15 protein-coding genes are annotated in these 17751 nt (G+C 72.7%); 10 read left to right on the top strand and 5 right to left on the bottom strand.

The window, feature by feature from the left end:
* Window positions 1–66: 66 nt before the first annotated feature.
* On the bottom strand, window positions 67–831 hold the full coding sequence (locus tag Sco07f_RS22680) for a bestrophin-like domain (protein WP_108989005.1): 765 nt from the start codon (window positions 829–831) through the stop codon (window positions 67–69).
* Between the two features lie 16 nt (window positions 832–847).
* Window positions 848–1408 carry a hypothetical protein gene (locus Sco07f_RS22675; protein ID WP_176589894.1) on the bottom strand — a complete coding sequence of 187 codons (561 nt, stop codon included), beginning with the start codon at window positions 1406–1408 and terminating at the stop codon, window positions 848–850.
* 428 nt (window positions 1409–1836) lie between these two features.
* Between Sco07f_RS22675 and Sco07f_RS22670 the strand changes: the two genes are divergently transcribed.
* From Sco07f_RS22670 to rmdA, 3 genes are all read left to right on the top strand, one after another.
* Entirely contained in the window at window positions 1837–2778 is a 942-nt protein-coding gene (locus tag Sco07f_RS22670; protein ID WP_108989004.1) for an SCO0930 family lipoprotein, read from the top strand.
* A gap of 226 nt (window positions 2779–3004) precedes the next feature.
* Window positions 3005–3817 (top strand): SAM-dependent methyltransferase, encoded by an 813-nt coding sequence (locus Sco07f_RS22665; RefSeq protein WP_108989003.1) that lies wholly within the window; start codon window positions 3005–3007, stop codon window positions 3815–3817.
* Window positions 3814–5958, top strand: a complete 2145-nt coding sequence (rmdA, locus tag Sco07f_RS22660; RefSeq protein WP_108989002.1) for a cyclic Di-GMP phosphodiesterase RmdA — start codon at window positions 3814–3816, stop codon at window positions 5956–5958. The genes Sco07f_RS22665 and rmdA overlap by 4 nt, the downstream gene beginning before the upstream one ends.
* A 253-nt stretch (window positions 5959–6211) precedes the next feature.
* Here rmdA and Sco07f_RS22655 read toward each other — a convergent pair whose 3' ends face one another.
* A complete protein-coding gene (locus Sco07f_RS22655) occupies window positions 6212–7048 on the bottom strand; it encodes a LysR family transcriptional regulator (protein ID WP_108989001.1) in 837 nt (278 codons plus the stop codon).
* Window positions 7049–7229: 181 nt separating this feature from the next.
* On the opposite strand from Sco07f_RS22655, the gene Sco07f_RS22650 reads away from it, so the two are divergent.
* Window positions 7230–8129, top strand: a complete 900-nt coding sequence (locus tag Sco07f_RS22650) for an NAD(P)H-binding protein (RefSeq protein ID WP_108989142.1) — start codon at window positions 7230–7232, stop codon at window positions 8127–8129.
* A gap of 13 nt (window positions 8130–8142) precedes the next feature.
* Here Sco07f_RS22650 and Sco07f_RS22645 read toward each other — a convergent pair whose 3' ends face one another.
* Window positions 8143–9027, bottom strand: coding sequence for a LysR family transcriptional regulator (locus Sco07f_RS22645; RefSeq protein ID WP_007389254.1), 885 nt, complete (start codon window positions 9025–9027; stop codon window positions 8143–8145).
* 131 nt (window positions 9028–9158) lie between these two features.
* Between Sco07f_RS22645 and Sco07f_RS22640 the strand changes: the two genes are divergently transcribed.
* The 6 genes from Sco07f_RS22640 (at window position 9159) to Sco07f_RS22615 (ending at window position 15338) form a co-directional block, all read left to right on the top strand.
* A complete protein-coding gene (locus Sco07f_RS22640; RefSeq protein WP_007389256.1) occupies window positions 9159–9830 on the top strand; it encodes a succinate dehydrogenase in 672 nt (223 codons plus the stop codon).
* Between the two features lies 1 nt (window position 9831).
* On the top strand, window positions 9832–11781 hold the full coding sequence (locus tag Sco07f_RS22635) for a fumarate reductase/succinate dehydrogenase flavoprotein subunit (protein ID WP_108989000.1): 1950 nt from the start codon (window positions 9832–9834) through the stop codon (window positions 11779–11781).
* Window positions 11778–12524, top strand: coding sequence for a succinate dehydrogenase/fumarate reductase iron-sulfur subunit (locus Sco07f_RS22630; protein ID WP_054101309.1), 747 nt, complete (start codon window positions 11778–11780; stop codon window positions 12522–12524). Before Sco07f_RS22635 ends, Sco07f_RS22630 begins: the two co-directional genes overlap by 4 nt.
* Before the next feature lie 205 nt (window positions 12525–12729).
* A complete protein-coding gene (locus tag Sco07f_RS22625; RefSeq protein ID WP_087788555.1) occupies window positions 12730–13503 on the top strand; it encodes a GNAT family N-acetyltransferase in 774 nt (257 codons plus the stop codon).
* Window positions 13500–14327 carry a lysophospholipid acyltransferase family protein gene (locus tag Sco07f_RS22620; RefSeq protein ID WP_007389260.1) on the top strand — a complete coding sequence of 276 codons (828 nt, stop codon included), beginning with the start codon at window positions 13500–13502 and terminating at the stop codon, window positions 14325–14327. The genes Sco07f_RS22625 and Sco07f_RS22620 overlap by 4 nt, the downstream gene beginning before the upstream one ends.
* Window positions 14328–14399: 72 nt before the next feature.
* The gene (locus Sco07f_RS22615) at window positions 14400–15338 is read left to right on the top strand and encodes a DUF2382 domain-containing protein (RefSeq protein ID WP_108988999.1); all 939 of its coding nucleotides are present in this window, start codon (window positions 14400–14402) and stop codon (window positions 15336–15338) included.
* A 42-nt stretch (window positions 15339–15380) separates the two neighbouring features.
* Here Sco07f_RS22615 and Sco07f_RS22610 read toward each other — a convergent pair whose 3' ends face one another.
* Window positions 15381–17726: an ATP-binding cassette domain-containing protein gene (locus Sco07f_RS22610; protein WP_108988998.1), complete on the bottom strand. Its 2346-nt coding sequence runs from the start codon at window positions 17724–17726 to the stop codon at window positions 15381–15383.
* Window positions 17727–17751: the final 25 nt, after the last annotated feature.

Genomic DNA, 17751 nt, shown 5'->3' with positions numbered 1-17751 from the left:
GCAAGAGTGTGGGCCGCTCAGGGGACGGTGACGGCGTGTCCACCGGCGCCGCCCCCTGGCGTCGTGTCAGTCCCCGGCGCCCGGGAACAGGCTCAGGAACGGGTCGGTGGACGCCGAGACGCCCCTGCTGAAGGGCGCGTCGAAGTCCCAGATCAGGAAGAGGAGGAAGGCGATCAGCGCGGAGAACAGCCCCGCGAGGATCAGTTCCCGTGGCGTGCGCCGGATCTGCAGGGCGAAGACCATCCCGATGGTGATGACGGCCCCGGCGATCAGCCCGAACCACACCACCCCCGGCATGGTCGCCCCGGTCGACTGCGCCCGGGAGTTGCGGGCCTGGTCCGCCAGGGCCACCTGGTCGACCAGGGGCTGGTACGCCTGGGCCTCGAAGTCCGACCTCGGTTCGTAGTCGGTGACGTCCGCGCGGACGCGGTCGAGCAGCCCGGTGCCGCGGTCGGTCAGCTCGTCGTGGTCGGCCATCGCCTTCCACTCGGTGGTGACGACGTGTCCGACATAGGCGTTGACATCCGCCCGGATGCGGTCACGGACCTCGGGCGGGTAGACCCGGGCCCGTTCCGAGATCTCGTGCAGCGCCACGGCCTCCGTCTGCACGTCGGCCTCGGCGGCGCTGCGTGCCTCCCAGACACCGGCGATGGCCAGGCCCAGGACGATGGCGTACACCACGCCGATCCACATCGTCATGTACTCGATGACGTCCGGAGTCTCCGTGATGTCCTCGTCGTCGGAGGCCGTGCGGTGCCGTAGCAGGGTGACGACGACGACCACGGCACAGGCGGCCAGCATCGCGAGGGTGAGAACAAGCCATTCCGGCAAGAGAGGCCTCCAGGGATCAGCGCGCACGGAGCGCGGCGACGGCGACCACCGCGGGCACCGTGATGAGCAGGACGAAGACGAGCGGCGACGTGGCCCCGCGCGAGGACCGCTGCGGCGGCCGGGCGGCGCGATGGCGCGGGTAGTGCACGGGGCTGAGCGACGGCCGGGGGGTGGGCGTGGGCGCCGGAGTGACCGACGGAGCGGGCACGGGCGCTTCGGGCCGCACCGGTGGCGGGCTCGGACGGGGCGTCGGCGTCGGGGTGGGCGTGGGCCGGGGCGGTGCCGGACGCGGCGCCGGGGGCGGCGGTTCGGGCCGCGGCGCCGGCGGTGTGGGCGCGGGAGGCTTCGGCTCGGGCGGCGGCGGGGGAGTCGGCTCGGGCGGGGGCGGCGTGGGCTTGGGCGGCGGCGGGGGCGTCGGTGTCGGAGTCGGCTCGGAGCACGGGGGGAAGGTGGGCCAGGAGAGGCTCCCGGCGACCGCCACCGCGTCGGTGCCGTCCGGTCCCGTCGAGGCGTACGCGCAGGCGTCGGCCTGCGCCGGGGCGACCGGTATGCCGACGAGGGTGAACGTCAGCGTCACCAGGGCCAACACCCGTCCGGCAGCGGCGGATCGGGTCGGTTCGGGTCCATGCACGACGAGATCATGAAGCCTGGCGCACCGTCCCACGCCCGAGTGACCGGCGATTGCCCCGAAGGAGGGACACCTCCCCATCAGGGGTTTGACGGCGACGGACCCGCCTTCGCCGGAGCTCGGAAGCCTGTGCGAGGGGTCACCTGCCGGCGGCGGCCGGTAAGCGGGCCGGAAAGCGGGTCGGAAGGCAAGCCGGGAAGCAAGCGGGAAAGCAAGCCGGGAAGCAAGCCGGAAAGGGAGCCGGGAAGCAAGCCGGGAAGAGAGCCGGAAAGAAGTCCCGTCTCCCGTTGAACACAACCGGCTTCTCCGTGCGTACCCAGTGTCGTGCGGCGGCCGGCAGGGCGCCCCAACACCTTCGTGACGATCGGGGATTGACGATGAAGACCTCCTGGCGGAGCGCCTCACTCGTGGCGAGCGCCGCGGTGGTGCTGGCGCTGACGACGGCGTGCGGTCAGGACGGCGGCGGTGCCACCGGCAGCCAGAACGTGGGCGCGACGGCCGCGCCCGGCGACGTCGGCGACCTCGGCGCGGGTGCCGGCGACGGCGTCGGCACCGGTGCCGGACAGGCCTCGGCGAGCGCGCCGGAACCGGCCGGCAAGCTGTCCGTCTCGACCGACGCCGAGTTCGGCGAGCTGGTGACCGACGGAGCGGGCCGCACCCTCTACCGCTTCGACTCCGACACCGCCGAGCCGCCCAAGACGACCTGCGAGAACGACTGCGCGACCAAGTGGCCGCCCGTGGGGGCGGACGACGCCCTCGCGGGCGAGGGCATCGACGACGATCTGCTCGGCGAGGTCACCCGCCCCGACGGCACCAAGCAGCTGACGATCGGCGGCTGGCCCGCGTACCGCTACGCCAAGGACACGGCCGCCGGGGACGTCAAGGGCCAGGGCGTCGGCAAGAAGTGGTACGCCCTGGCCGCCGACGGCAAGAAGGCCCAGGCCGAGCCGGCCGCGGGGCTGTCCACCCGCAAAGACCCGAAACTCGGCGAGATCGTCGTCGACAAGAACGGCATGACCGTCTACCGCTTCATGAAGGACGAGGCCTGGCCGAAGCCGGTGTCGGCCTGCACCGGCGCCTGCCTGGAGAAATGGCCGGTCGTGGCGCCCGTCGAGGCGAACGACACCAAGGGCGTCGAGAAGAAGGGGCTGATGAGCTTCACCCGGCCCGACGGCGCAGCCCAGCAGACGATCGACTGCTGGCCCATCTACACCTTCGCCGGCGACAAGAAGGCCGGCGACACCAACGGTCAGGGCGTCGGCGGCACCTGGTACGCCGTCAAGCCCGACGGAAAGCCGGTCGGCGCGCCGAAGAAGTAGCGACCTCCCGCCCGCCCACCTTCGGCGCACGACCACCGGGCCGTTCCCTCCGCAACCGGACGGAGGGGACGGTCCCGTTCGTGCGCTTTGGCATGCCTTCGCCCACGGCACGTGCCCGGGGCAGTGACCGGGAACGGACGGTCAATTTCCGTTTGGACTCGCCCGTTTGGCAGGCGATCAGTAGCCTCAGCTCGAACACCGGATCGCCTATGCCTTGGAGAGCTAGATGGAGCGTCCCGCCTGGGCCCCTCGCAGCATCGACATCTCGGTGCCCAGCGTGTCCCGGATCTACGACTTCTACCTGGGCGGTTCGCACAACTTCGAGGTGGACCGCGAAGCGGCCCGCAGGGCCATGGAGTTCATGCCGGGACTCCCCAAGATCATGCAGGCCAACCGGGCGTTCATGCGCCGGGCCGTGCGCTTCGCGGCCGACGAGGGCATCGACCAGTTCCTCGACATCGGCTCCGGCATCCCCACCTTCGGCAACGTCCACGAGGTGGCCGCGCGCAGCCGTCCCGGCGCCCGCGTGGTGTACGTGGACCACGACCCGGTCGCGGTCGCGCACAGCGAGGCCGTCCTGGCGGGCAACGACGACGCGGACGTCGTGGCCGGCGATCTCCTCAAGCCGGCCGAGATCCTGGCCAGCGCGCAGGTCCAGCGGCTGATCGACCTGAATCGGCCGGTCGCCCTGCTGCTGGTTGCCATACTGCACTTCGTGGAAGACGAGGACGACCCGTACGCGGCGGTGGCCGAGCTGAGCGACGCGCTCGCCCCCGGCAGCCTGCTCGTCCTCACGCACGCCTCGTACGAGAACATCCCGCTGCCCGCCGAGCGGGCCGGAGGCGCGGTGGACGTGTACAAGGACATCCGCAATCCGCTGATCATGCGTTCGCGCGAGCACATCGCGCGGTTCTTCGAGGGGTACGACATGGTGGAGCCCGGACTGGTTCCGATGCCGCGCTGGAGGCCGGAGGGGGAGCCCGAGGAAGAGGACCCGTACGCGTTCTCCGGGTTCGCCGGCGTGGGGCGTACGGCGTGAGCGCGGAGCCGGACGGGCCGGAGGACCGACTGCGCCGGTTCGCGACGATCTGGAGCCGGGCGGTGTTCCCGGTGACCTCCACCTCGTCCACCCGGCCCGAGTTCGAGGCCCAACTGCTGCCGCTGGCCCGCCGGCTGAGCGAGGTGCTGCGCGCGCGGACTTTCGACGCGGCCGGGGCCAGGACGGTCGGCGCCGCCCTCGTCGACGCGCACTGCACCGACCCCGAGGCACTCTCCCGGACGCTGGACTGCGTCGACGCCTACCTGGTGCTCTACTGCGGCGAGGACGGCGACCCGGAGGACCTGCGGGCCCGCTCCGCACGGCTCCAGCACGCGATGGCGGCCGGGTTCGCCGGGGCGCTTCGGGCCAGAACCCTGGCCGAACAGGAGGCCATCGCACAGGCCGCCCTGAAGGCACAGGGCGTGGTGGCCGAGGCCCTGCACGCCAGCGAGGCCCGCTTCCGCGCGGTCTTCGAGGGCGCCGCCATAGGCATCGGCATCGCCGACCTGGACGGCAACGTCCTCCAGGTCAACGAGGCGTTGATGCGCATGTTCGGCATCGCCGACCCCACGCTGGGCGGCCGCCGGGCCACCGAGTGGACGCACCCCGACGACGCGCCGCAGACCTGGCGGCTCTACGACGAGCTGGTGCGCGGCGAGCGCGAGCACTACCACGTGGAGAAGGCCTTCTACCGGCCCGACGGGACGGTCCTGTGGACCAACCTCACCGTCTCCCTGCTGCGCGACGCCGACGGCACCCCGCAGTACCAGCTCGCGCTGATGGAGGACACCACCGAGCGGCGGCTGCTCAACCTCCGGCTGCGCTACGAGGCCACGCACGACGCGCTCACCGGACTGCCCAACCGCAGCTTCTTCTTCGAACGCCTGGAGAAGGCCCTGAACGCGGGCCCGGGCCAGCGCTTCGGCCTGTGCTACCTCGACCTCGACGGCTTCAAGACCGTCAACGACAGCCTCGGCCACGCGGCCGGCGACCGGCTGCTCGTGGAGGTCGCCGACCGGCTCCAGGGCTGCGCCACCGCGCCCGGGGAGATGGTGGCCCGGCTGGGCGGCGACGAGTTCGTGGCGCTGACCACCGGACCGGACACCCGGGACGGGGTCGACGAGCTGGCCGGCCGCATCATGAACGCGCTGCTCGCCCCGGTCAGCGTCGACGGCCGCGAACTGACGGTGCGCGGCAGCATCGGCATCGTGGAGGGCCCGGCGGGCGAGCGCAGCCCGGCCGAGGTGCTGCGCAGCGCCGACATCACCATGTACCGGGCCAAGTCGGCGGGCGGCAACCGCTTCGAGCTGGCCGACCCGGAGGCCGACGCCCGCGTCATCACCCGGCACGGGCTGACCACCGCGCTGCCCGCGGCCCTGGAGCGCGGCGAGTTCTTCATCGAGTACCAGCCGCTGGTCCACCTCGGCGACGGCAGCGTGCGCGGCGCCGAGGCGCTGGTGCGCTGGCTGCACCCGCAGCACGGGGTGCTCGGCCCCGACCGGTTCATCCCGCTGGCCGAACACACCGGCCTGATCGTGCCGTTGGGCCGCTGGGTCCTGGAACAGTCCGTACGCCAGGCCCGCCTCTGGCGCGAGCGGTACGGCGAGGGCGGCGCCGCGGGCCCGCTGCGCATCAACGTCAACCTCTCGCCCTGCCAGCTCACCCACCCGGGTCTGGTCCAGGACACCGTCGAGATCCTGGAGCGCACCGGCGTGACGCCCGACGCGCTCTGCCTGGAGGTGACCGAGTCGGCGCTGATCGGCGCCGACGACGACCTGCTGAAGCCACTGCGCCGGCTGGCCGAGATGGGCGTCGACATCGCCCTGGACGACTTCGGCACCGGCTACTCCAACCTCGCCAACCTGCGCAGGCTGCCGGTGAGCGTCCTCAAGCTGGACCGCTCGTTCACGCAGAGCATGCAGCAGTTCCCGGCCGACCCCGTCGACCTGAAGATCGTCGAGGGGATCGTCGCCCTGGCCCACAGCCTGGACCTCGCGGTCACCGTGGAGGGCGTGGAGACCGGCGCCCAGGCCGAGCAACTGCGCATACTGGGCTGCGACACGGCCCAGGGCTGGTACTACGCCCGCCCGGGCCCGCCGGAGCGGCTGCACGAACTGGCACTGGTGGACGCGACGGGCTGAGCGGGGCCGCCGGTCCGTCCGGGATCCGTCAGGGCCGGCTCAGGCTCCGCCCCGGGCGGAACCCTGCCCTGGGGCGGCCCAGCCTGCGCCTTGCCGCAGGGCGGCCGGCGTGGACGGCTTGGCTCCTGCCCCGGCGCGGACGGCTCGCTTCACGCCCCGGCGCAGGCGCGTCGGCTCCCCTTCCGGCGCGGGCGTCTCTGTTCTCCTCCCGGCGCGGACGCCCCGGCTCCTGCCCCGGCACCGACGGCTCGGTTCACGTCCCGGCGCGGGCGGCTTCCGCGACCGCCGTCGCCGCGCGGACGAGGGCCGCGGTCGCCGTCGAGCGGGACTGCCGGGGCCAGGCGACGGCCAGGACGACCGGCGGCGCGTCAGGGACCGGGCGGTAGGCGACGCCCGGCCTCGGGTAGCGGGCGGTCACCGAGGCGGGCAGCAGGGTGACGACCTTCCCGAGGGAGACGGCCGTGAGTACCTGCGCCAGGTCGCCGTGGCCGCGCCGGGCCTCGTCGATGTGCCGCTCCACGCTGCCGGCGTCCAGGCCGAGGTCGGCCAGCTCGAGACGGTCCCGGGCGGCGAGCGGATGGTCCGCGGCGAGGACGGCGACGCGCGGCTCGGTGGCCAGGGTCTCCGCGTCCAGGCCGGCCCCGTCGAACGGAGCGTGGACCAGGGCGACGTCCGCCTCGCCCCCGCGCAGCAGCCGCGGCTGCTCCTGCCATCCGCACAGCCGGACGGCGACCGGCACGGACCCGGGCTCGGACGCGTAGCGCGTCAGGATCGGCTCCAGCAGCCCCGCGTCCCCGTCGGCCTTCACGGCCAGCACCAGCTTCGGCCCCTCGGCCGCCCGCCTGGCCCGCCGCCCGGCGGCCTCCAGGGCGTCCAGCGCGACGCGTGCCTCCGCGAGCAGCACGTCCCCGGCCGGGGTCCGGCTGACACTGTGGGTGTTCCGCTCGAAGAGGGTGACGCCCAGCTCCGTCTCCAGGCGGCGGATCGCCCTGGACAGCGGCGGCGGGGAGATGCCCAGCCGCTCGGCGGCGCGTGCGAAGTTCAGCTCCTCGGCGACCGCCACGAAGTACCGCAGGGAACGCGACTCCATGCTCCGCCTCCCTCCGGTGCCGCCCGGTATTGCCTTCAGGGTAACAAGCGGGACCCGATCGATCCTTCAGTTCCAGCGGCCCGGCGAACACGATGGAAGAGCGCCGGGAAGCGAACGGTACGGGCTACCCGCCCCGGCGCGCTCCCTCTCATCTCGCCTTCCCTGAAGCGGAGTTGTGTTCGTGATCGTCATCACCACCCCGACCGGCGGAATCGGCCGGCAGGTCCTCGACCGAGTCCTGGACGCCCTCGACACCCGGGACGACGGGGCCACGCTGCGAGTGATCGCCCGCGAGCCCGGCCGTCTCACCGTCCGCGCCCGCGAACGGGCCGAGGTGTTCCAGGGCTCGCACGCCGACCCCGAGGTCCTGGCCGCGGCCTGCGAGGGTGCCGGCCAGGTGTTCTGGCTGGTGCCGCCCGCGCCCGGCGCCGACAGCGTCGAGGGCCACTTCCGCGACTTCACGCTGCCGCTGTGCGACGTGATCGCCCGGCAGGGCCTCCCACGGGTCGTCGCCGTCTCCAGCCTGGGACGCGGCGTGGCCAAGGACGCCGGACCGATCTCCGCCTCGCTCGCCATGGACGACCGGATCGCGGCCACCGGCGTGCACTACCGGGCGCTGTGCCCGCCCTTCCTGATGGAGAACCTGCTCGGGCAGACGGCCGCCCTGCGCGACACCGGCGAGTTCCGCATGGCGTACGCCGCCGACCGCGTCCTGCGGACCTGCGCGACCGCCGACATCGCCGCCACCGCCGCCCGTCTGCTCCTCGACGACTCCTGGACCGGTCGCGCGGACGTCCCGCTCGTCGGCCCCGACGACCTCACCCCGGAGGGAATGGCCGGGGTGCTGTCCGACGTACTGGGCCGTCCGGTACGGGTACGGGAGACCACCCCGGAGGCCTACAAGGCGTCCGCCCTGCGGTTCGGGGCGAGCGAGAGCGGGGCCCAGGGGCTGGCCGACATGGCCTCGGCGATGGACGCCCAGGGCTTCTACGGCGCGGCCGAGCCCAGCACCCCGGACACCGCGCCCACGAGCTTCCGCCGCTGGTGCGAGGAGGTCCTCAGGCCGGCCACGCTCGCCTGACGGTCCGGGACCGTCACCGCTCGAGGAGCATCCGCATCAGCTCCCGAGCCGCCCGCGGCGGAGCCACGTCGCTGCGGTGGGCCAGGGCGATGGTCCGGTACAGGCCCGGCCGGGCCAATGGGGTCACCCGCAGTCCGCGCCCGGAGCGCGCGGCCACCATGCGCGGGACGACCGCCATGCCGAGCCCGGCCCGTACGAAGCCCAGCACCGCGTCCATCTCCCCGCCCTCCACGGCGAAGTCCGGTTCGAACCCGGCCGAGCGGCACGCGGCCACGGTCAGCTCGCGCAGGTCGTAGCCGTGCCGGAACATCACCAGACGCTCGCCCTCCAGGTCGGTGATGCGCACGGCACGGCGCCCGCCGCCCGGCCGGGGCGACTCCGGGGACGACACCACCACCAGGTCCTCCCGCAGCAGCTCCACCGTGGTCAGCGCCGGTGAGGCGGTGGGCAGCGGCAGGACGACCAGGGCGAGGTCCAGCGCGCCGCGCGCCAGCTCGCGCACCAGGTCGTGCGAGCCGCCCTCCTCGATCAGCAGCTGGATGCCGGGATAGCGGTCGTGGAAGGCGCGCAGCACGTCGGGGAGCAGGCCGGTGCACAGACTCGGGGTGGCGCCCAGCCGGACCCGGCCGCGGCGCAGCTGGGCCAGCTCCAGCACCTCGTGCCGGGCGGTGTCCGCGTCCGCGAGGATGCGCCGGGCCAGCGGCAGCAGTGCCTCCCCGGCGTCGGTGAGCGTGATGTTCCCGCGCGCCCGCAGGAACAGGTCGGCGCCCAGCTCCCGCTCCAGCGCCTTGATCTGCTGCGACAGCGAGGGCTGCGCCACGTGGACCACCTCGGCGGCCCGGGTGAAGTGCCGGGTCTCGGCGACCGCCACGAAGTACTGGAGCTGTTGCAACTGCATACCGCGAGCATACGGCCTTGATAGGTACACCCTATGGAAACCAGGCATTCCATGTCTTGGACCGATGAGGCCCGGTCCCCGTAACGTCCTGTGACATGGCTCTGGCAACGCGGACGGACCGACGGCCGTCCATGGCGCGCACCGTGTGGGACTCGACCGTCGGCAAGAAGACAGTGATGGCGGTCAGCGGTCTCGTCATGCTGCTCTACCTGGTCGCCCACATGATCGGGAACCTGAAGATCTTCTTCGGGACCGAGGAGTTCAACCACTACGCCCACTGGCTGCGCACGGTCGGCGAGCCGTTCATGCACTACGAGTGGACGCTCTGGCTGATCCGCGTCGTGCTCGTCGTCGCCGTCGTCGCCCACGCCGTCTCCGCGTACCAGCTCAGCCGCCGCGACATCAAGGCGCGGCCCAGCAAGTACGTGCACAAGAAGCCGCGCTCCAGCTACGCGACGCGCACCATGCGCTGGGGCGGCATCATCCTCGCCCTGTTCATCGTCTGGCACATCCTGGACCTGACCACCGGCACCGTGCACTCCGGCGGCTTCGAGACCGGCAAGCCCTACCAGAACGTCCTGGACACCTTCTCCACCTGGTACGGCAACGTCATCTACATCGTCGCGGTGCTCGCCGTCGGCATGCACGTCCGGCACGGCTTCTGGTCCGCCGCCCAGACCCTCGGCGCCGGCAGCCGCACCCGCGACCGCGCCCTGAAGACCGTCGCGAACGTCCTCGCGCTGCTGCTCACGGCCGGCTTCGTCGCCGTACCCGTGGGCGTCATGACCGGAGTGGTGAGCTGACATGACAACCTACGCCGACTACACGACCGGCGAGCCGGTCGCCGACACCAAGGCCCCGGCCGGACCCGTCAACGAGCGCTGGGACACCCGCCGTTTCGAGGCGAAGCTGGTCAACCCCGCCAACCGGCGCGGCAAGACCGTCATCGTCGTCGGCACCGGCCTCGCGGGCGGCTCCGCGGGCGCGACGCTCGCCGAACAGGGCTACCACGTCGTCCAGTTCTGCTACCAGGACTCCCCGCGCCGCGCCCACTCCATCGCCGCGCAGGGCGGCATCAACGCCGCGAAGAACTACCGCAACGACGGCGACTCGATCCACCGCCTGTTCTACGACACCGTCAAGGGCGGCGACTTCCGCTCCCGCGAGTCCAACGTGCACCGGCTGGCACAGATCTCTATCGAGATCATCGACCAGTGCGTGGCGCAGGGCGTGCCCTTCGCCCGTGAGTACGGCGGGTTGCTCGACACCCGCTCCTTCGGCGGCGTGCAGGTCTCCCGCACCTTCTACGCCCGCGGCCAGACGGGGCAGCAACTGCTGCTCGGCGCCTACCAGGCACTGTCGAGGCAGATCGCGGCCGGCACCGTCGAGATGCACGCCCGCACCGAGATGCTCGACCTGATCGTCGTGGACGGCCGGGCCCGCGGCATCGTCGCCCGGGACCTGATCACCGGGAAGATCGACACCTACTACGCGGACGCCGTCGTCCTGGCCAGCGGGGGCTACGGCAACGTCTTCTACCTCTCCACCAACGCCATGAACTCCAACGCGACCGCGATCTGGCGGGCGCACCGGCGCGGCGCCTACTTCGCCAACCCCTGCTTCACGCAGATCCACCCGACCTGCATCCCGCGCACCGGCGACCACCAGTCCAAGCTGACGCTGATGAGCGAGTCGCTGCGCAACGACGGCCGGATCTGGGTGCCGAAGGCCAAGGGCGACGACCGTCCCGCCAACAAGATCCCCGAGGACGAGCGCGACTACTACCTGGAGCGCATCTACCCGTCCTTCGGCAACCTCGTCCCCCGCGACATCGCCTCCCGCGCCGCGAAGAACGTCTGCGACGAGGGCAGGGGAGTGGGCCCCGGCGGCCAGGGCGTCTACCTGGACTTCGCCGACGCCATCAAGCGCATGGGGCGCAAGGCGGTCGAGGCCAAGTACGGCAACCTCTTCGACATGTACCAGCGGATCACCGACGAGGACCCGTACCAGGTACCGATGCGGATCTACCCCGCCGTGCACTACACGATGGGCGGACTGTGGGTCGACTACGATCTCCAGACCACGATCCCCGGCCTGTTCGCCGTCGGCGAGGCCAACTTCTCCGACCACGGCGCCAACCGGCTCGGCGCCTCCGCGCTGATGCAGGGCCTGGCCGACGGCTACTTCGTGCTCCCGGCCACCATCAACGACTACCTCGCCCGCAACCCCCACGAGGACGACGTCGACGACGACCACCCCGCGGTGCAGGAGGTGCTGGCCGAGACCGAGGACCGGCTGAACCTGCTGCTGGCCGTGGACGGCGACCGCACCCCGGACTCCTTCCACCGGGAACTGGGCGAGCTGATGTGGGAGTTCTGCGGCATGGCCCGCACCGACTCCGGCCTGCGCAAGGCCCTGGAGCGCATCCCGCAGATCCGCGAGGAGTTCTGGCGGCGCATCAAGGTCCCGGGCACCGGCGAGGAGTTCAACCAGTCGCTGGAGAAGGCCAACCGCATCGTCGACTACCTGGAACTCGCCGAGCTGATGTGCCTCGACGCGCTGCACCGCGCCGAGTCCTGCGGCGGCCACTTCCGCGAGGAGTCACAGACCCCCGACGGCGAGGCGGCCCGCCGGGACGACGAGTTCGGCTACGCCGCCGCCTGGGAGTTCACCGGCACCGGCGACGCCCCCACCCTGCACAAGGAAGACCTGGTCTTCGAGTACGTCCACCCCACCCAGCGGAGCTACGCATGAAGCTCACCCTGCGCGTCTGGCGGCAGAAGAACGCCGACGCCGACGGCGCCATGTCCACGTACGAGGTGGACGGGATCTCCAGTGACATGTCCTTCCTGGAGATGCTCGACACCCTCAACGAGGAGCTCATCCTCAAGGGCGAGGACCCGGTCGCCTTCGACCACGACTGCCGCGAGGGCATCTGCGGCGCCTGCTCGCTGGTCATCAACGGCGACGCCCACGGCCCCGAGCGCACCACCACCTGCCAGCTGCACATGCGGTCCTTCCAGGACGGCGACACCATCGACATCGAGCCCTGGCGGGCCTCGGCCTTCCCGGTCGTCAAGGACCTCGTCGTCGACCGCTCCGCCTTCGACCGCATCATCCAGGCCGGCGGCTACATCACCGCGCCCACCGGTGCCGCGCCCGAGGCCCATGCCACGCCGGTGCCGAAGCCGGACGCCGACCTCGCCTTCGAGCACGCGGAGTGCATCGGCTGCGGCGCGTGCGTGGCGGCCTGCCCCAACGGGGCGGCGATGCTGTTCACTTCCGCGAAGGTGAACCACCTGAACGTCCTGCCGCAGGGCGCACCCGAGCGCGAGACGCGGGTGCTCGACATGGTGGGGCAGATGGACGCGGAGGGGTTCGGCGGGTGCACGCTCACCGGCGAGTGCGCGACCGCGTGCCCGAAGGGCATTCCGCTGATGTCCATCACCAGTATGAACAAGGAGTGGCTGCGGGCCGCGCGGAAGGTGCAGCGGTAGGGGTTCAGTGAACGTTCGCCGACAAGGTGCGGACGGGCGGGGTCGAGGGAGGTGCTCCCCTCGGCCCCGTCTCGCTTGTGCTCCCGGCATTCAGGAAGCGCACATCCGGGCTCCCGGCAGTCGTCATGTGCAGTACAGCCGGCGTCGGGAGAACTGTGGCGGAGCCGTCCCCACCACCACCGTTCTCACGACCAGGAGAGCACCCATGACCGGCGTACTGACCGCGGACCGTCCCCCGAAGCCCGCCGCTCCCCGCCGCTACACCGTCGCCCTCGCCCGCGACGAGGACGACGTACGGGCCGCGCAGCGGCTGCGGCACGACGTGTTCGCCGGGGAGATGGGAGCACTGCTGGCGAGCGCGGAGCCCGGGTACGACGTCGACCCCTTCGACGCGTACTGCGACCACCTGCTCGTGCGCGAGGAGACGACCGGACAGGTCGTCGGAACCTACCGGCTGCTGCCGCCGGAGCGCGCGGCGGTGGCCGGACGGCTGTACGCCGAGACCGAGTTCGACCTCGCGGCGCTGGACGCGATCCGGCCCGGACTCGTCGAGGTCGGCCGCTCCTGCGTGCACCCGGACCACCGCGACGGCGCCGTCATCGGCCTCATCTGGGCGGGAATGGCCCGCTACATGACCGACCGGGGCCACGAGTGGCTGGCGGGCTGCTGCTCGCTCCCGCTCGCCGACGGCGGAACGCTCGCCGCCGGCACCTGGGACCGGGTGCGGGCCAAGCACCTGGCGCCCGAGGAGTACCGGGTACGGCCGCTGCTGCCGTGGGTCCCGCGCCCGGCGGTGCCCGCCGCGCGCACCGAGCTGCCGGCGCTGCTGCGCGGCTACCTCCGGCTGGGCGCCTGGGTCTGCGGCGCGCCCGCGCACGACGTCGACTTCGGCGTCGCGGACCTGTACGTGCTGCTGCCGATGAGCCGGGTCGACCCGCGCTACCTGCGCCACTTCCTCTCGCTCGCCCCGGCCCGATGAGCGGCTGGCTGCCCGTCGCGCCCTGCACCCCCGGGGCGTGTGTCGAGCGGCCCCGTGGCGCGGCGGCGGTGCCGCGTGCCGTGCTGCGGCTCACCGCCCTCGCGGTGCTGCTCCTGGCCGGGATCGCCGTCGTACTGGCGCCGTCCGGCCTGCGGCGCCGGCTGCCCGACGCCCCGGTGCGCAGCTGGTGCCGGTGGGTCGTGCGGGCCGCGGGGGTCCGGGTCCGCGTCACGGGTGCGGCCGCTCCCGCGGGCGGGCTGCTCCTCGTCGCCAACCACGTCTCCTGGCTCGACATCCCGCTGCTCGCCGCCGTGCGCCCGGCCAGGATGCTGGCCAAGAGCGAGATCCGGTGCTGGCCGGTGGCGGGCGGGCCGGCCGCGCGCGCCGGGGTGCTGTTCGTCGAGCGGGACCGGCTGCGGGCCCTGCCGGACACGGTCGACGCGATCGCGCGGGTCCTGGCGGCCGGTGCCGCGGTGGCCGCCTTCCCGGAGGGCAGCACCTGGTGCGGACGCGCCCGGGGGCCCTTCAGCCGGGCGGTGTTCCAGGCCGCCCTGGACGCCGGCGTGCCGGTCCAGCCGGTCCGGATCCGCTACCGGTCCGGGGAGCGGGCGGTGAGCACCACGCCCGCGTTCGTCGGCGTGGACACACTGCTCGCCTCCCTGTGGCGGGTCGCTTCGGCGCGCGGACTGACGGCCGAGGTGGAGGTCTGTCCGGCCGTGTCGCCCGGCCGGCACCGCGACCGCCGTTCCCTGGCGCGGGCCGCGGAGAGCGCGGTCCACGGCCACCAGGCGAAAGCACTTTCGAAAAGTGCGTGTGCTTTGTGAAGTTTGTGCCGTTTCCTCACCGCTGGATGCGGACAATCGGAAGGCAGGCACCCGAAAGGAGGGTGATGGCAGATGATCACCCGTGAAGAGATCGCCAACGTCCTGGACCAACCGGTCTACGACGGGGACGGCAACAAGATCGGCGACGCGAAGCATGTCTTCTTCGACGACATGACCGGGCGCCCCGAGTGGGTGAGCGTCAAGACGGGCATGTTCGGCGGAGCCGAGTCCTTCGTGCCCATCCGCGACGCCGCGATGGTCCAGGACCACCTCGAGGTTCCCTACGGCAAGGACCAGGTCAAGGGCGCGCCCTCTGTCGACGTCGACGCGGGCGGCCATCTGTCGGAGACCGAGGAGCACCGGCTGTACGACTACTACGGCATCAACTGGGGCAGCGTGCTGTCCGAGGCCGAGCGCACCGACGACGGCCGTTCCGCCGCGGGAACGGGCACGGCGGGCACCGCCGGGGCCGCCGGAGCGGCGGGTGCCGCGGGACTGGCCGGTACGGCCGGTGCTGCCGGAACGGCGGGCGGCAGGACCGGCCGCGAGGGCGCCGGGCGGCGCGAGGGCATGCGCGGCGACGAGGCCATGACCCGCTCCGAGGAGCAGATGCGCATCGGCGTCGAACGCCACGAGTCCGGCCGGGCCAGGCTGCGCAAGTACGTGGTCACGGAAGAGGTCCAGCAGACCGTTCCGATCACCCACGAGGAAGTGCGTGTGGTGCGCGAGCCCATCACGGACGCCAACCGTGACGAGGCCCTGGCCGGACCGGAGATCAGCGAGGCCGAGCACGAGGTCACGCTGCACGCGGAACGTGCCGTCGTGGAGACGGAGACGGTACCGGTGGAGCGCGTCCGGATGACCACGGAGGAGCTCACGGAGAACGAGACGGTGCGCGGCCAGGTCCGCAAGGAGCGCATCGAGGCCGAGACCGAGTCGTTCACCGAGGGCGAGGCGAAGCATCCCCGGGACGACAAGCGGCGGGACGACAAGCGGCGGGGCGGCAAGTGACCGTTCCCCGCGGTCGCGGGACCGGGCGCCGGTGAAGCCACTTCACCGGCGCTCCCCGCCGTCCAGGGCCCGGGCCAGATAGGGCGCCGTGGCGCTCCCGGCGGCCCGCGCCACCTCGGCCGGCCGCCCCGCGGCGACGATCCGGCCGCCGGCGTCGCCGCCGCCCGGCCCCAGGTCGATCACGTGGTCGGCGCCCGCGACCACCCCCATGTCGTGCTCGACCACGACGACCGTGTGGCCGGCGTCGACGAGACCGTGCAACTGGCGCATCAGCACCTCGACATCGGCCGGGTGCAGACCGGTGGTCGGCTCGTCGAGGAGGTACAGGGTGTGCCCGCGGCGCCCCCGCTGAAGCTCGCTCGCGAGCTTGATGCGCTGTGCCTCGCCGCCGGACAGCTCCGTCGCCGGCTGGCCGAGCCGCAGATAGCCGAGCCCGACATCCAGCAGCGCGGCCAGGCTGCGGGCCACCGCCGGCGTGTCCGCGAAGAAGTCCGCCGCGCCCTCCACCGTCAGGTCCAGCACCTCGGCGATGTTCCGCCCCCGGTGCGTCACTTCGAGCGTCGCGGGGTTGTAGCGCGCCCCGCCGCAGTCCGGGCACGGCGCGTAGGTGCTCGGCAGGAAGAGCAGCTCGACGCTGACGAAGCCCTCGCCCTGGCAGGTCTCGCAGCGTCCTCCCGCCACGTTGAAGGAGAACCGGCCCACGCCGTAACCGCGCGCCCGCGCCTGGTCGGTGGCGGCGAAGACCTTGCGTACGACGTCGAACAGACCCGTGTAGGTGGCCAGGTTGGAGCGCGGGGTGCGGCCGATGGGCCGCTGGTCGACGGAGACCAGCCGGTCCACTCCCGGCAGTTCCTCGGTGATCTCGCCGACCAGCGTCGACTTGCCGGAGCCCGAGACGCCCGTCACCGCGGTGAGTACCCCGAGCGGGATCCGGGCGGTCACCCCGCGCAGGTTGTGCCGGGTCACCGGACCGACCGTCACCGTGCTCCGGGGGGTACGCACCTCGCGCGAGGGCGCGGGGGAGCGGTCGAAGAGGTGCCGGGCGGTGGCCGACTCGGGGACCTCGGCCAGCCCGTCGACCGGACCGCTGTACAGCACCCGCCCGCCGTGCTCGCCGGCCAGCGGACCGACGTCCACGATCCAGTCGGCGCCGCGCATCACACTCAGGTGGTGCTCCACCACGAACACCGAGTTCCCGGCCGCCTTCAGCCGCTCGAGCACCGTCAGGAGCGCCTCGGTGTCCGCCGGGTGCAGACCGGCCGAGGGCTCGTCGAGGACGTACACCACCCCGAACAGCCCGGACCGCAGCTGGGTCGCCAGCCGCAGCCGCTGCAACTCGCCCGCCGACAGGGTGGGAGTGGGCCGGTCCAGGCTCAGATAACCGAGCCCCAGCTCGACGACGGGCGCGATCCTGGACACGAGGTCCTCGGTGAGCACCTTGGCCGTCTCGCCCTCGGTCGGCAGCAGGGCGGCCAGCTCGGTGAGCGGCAGGGCGGCCAGTTCGGCGACGTTGCGGCCGCCGACGGTCACCGCGAGGGACTCGGCCCGCAGCCGGCCGCCATCGCACACCGGGCAGGGCGCGCCGGTCAGGAAGCGCTCCGCCTTCGCCCGCAGCGTGGTGCTCTTCGAGTCCGCGAACGTCTTCATCACATAGCGCCGGGCGCTCATGTACGTGCCCTGGTACGGCCGCTGGATGCGGCCCGCGTCCCGCACCGGGTGCACCGTGACCACCGGCTGCTCGTCGGTGAACAGGATCCACTCCCGCGCCTCGGCGGGCAGCTCGCGCCAGGGCCGGTCCACGTCGTACCCGAGCGCGTCCAGGACGTCGCGCAGGTTCTTGCCCTGCCAGGCACCCGGCCACGCGGCGATCGCACCGTCCCGGATCGACAGCGAGGGGTCCGGGACCAGCAACTCCTCGGTGGTGCGGTGCACCCGCCCGAGCCCGTGGCACTCCGGGCAGGCCCCGGCCGCGGTGTTCGGCGAGAAGGCGTCGGAGTCCAGCCGCTCGGCGCCCGGCGGGTAGTCGCCCGCGCGGGAGAAGAGCATTCGCAGGGAGTTGGAGAGGTTGGTGACCGTGCCCACCGAGGAACGGGACGTCGGGGTCGCCCGCCGCTGCTGGAGCGACACGGCGGGCGGCAGCCCGGTGATCCCACCCACCGTCGGGGCGCCGACCTGGTGGATCAGGCGGCGGGCGTACGGCGCGACCGACTCGAAGTACCGCCGCTGCGCCTCCGCGTAGACCGTCCCGAAGGCCAGCGAGGACTTCCCCGACCCCGAGACGCCGGTGAACACCGCCACCACGTCCCGGGGGACGTCCACGTCGACGCCCTTGAGATTGTGCTCGCGGGCGTCGCGCACCCGGACGTACGGGTCGTGGGGGCTGTGCATCGCGGGGAACTCCGTACGGTGGGGG

This window comes from Streptomyces coelicoflavus (assembly GCF_003112555.1).
GTDB classification, from domain to species: Bacteria; Actinomycetota; Actinomycetes; order Streptomycetales; family Streptomycetaceae; genus Streptomyces; species Streptomyces coelicoflavus.
The sequence above is the reverse complement of the archived record's forward strand: the minus strand, read 5'-3'. Positions and strand labels throughout refer to the sequence as shown.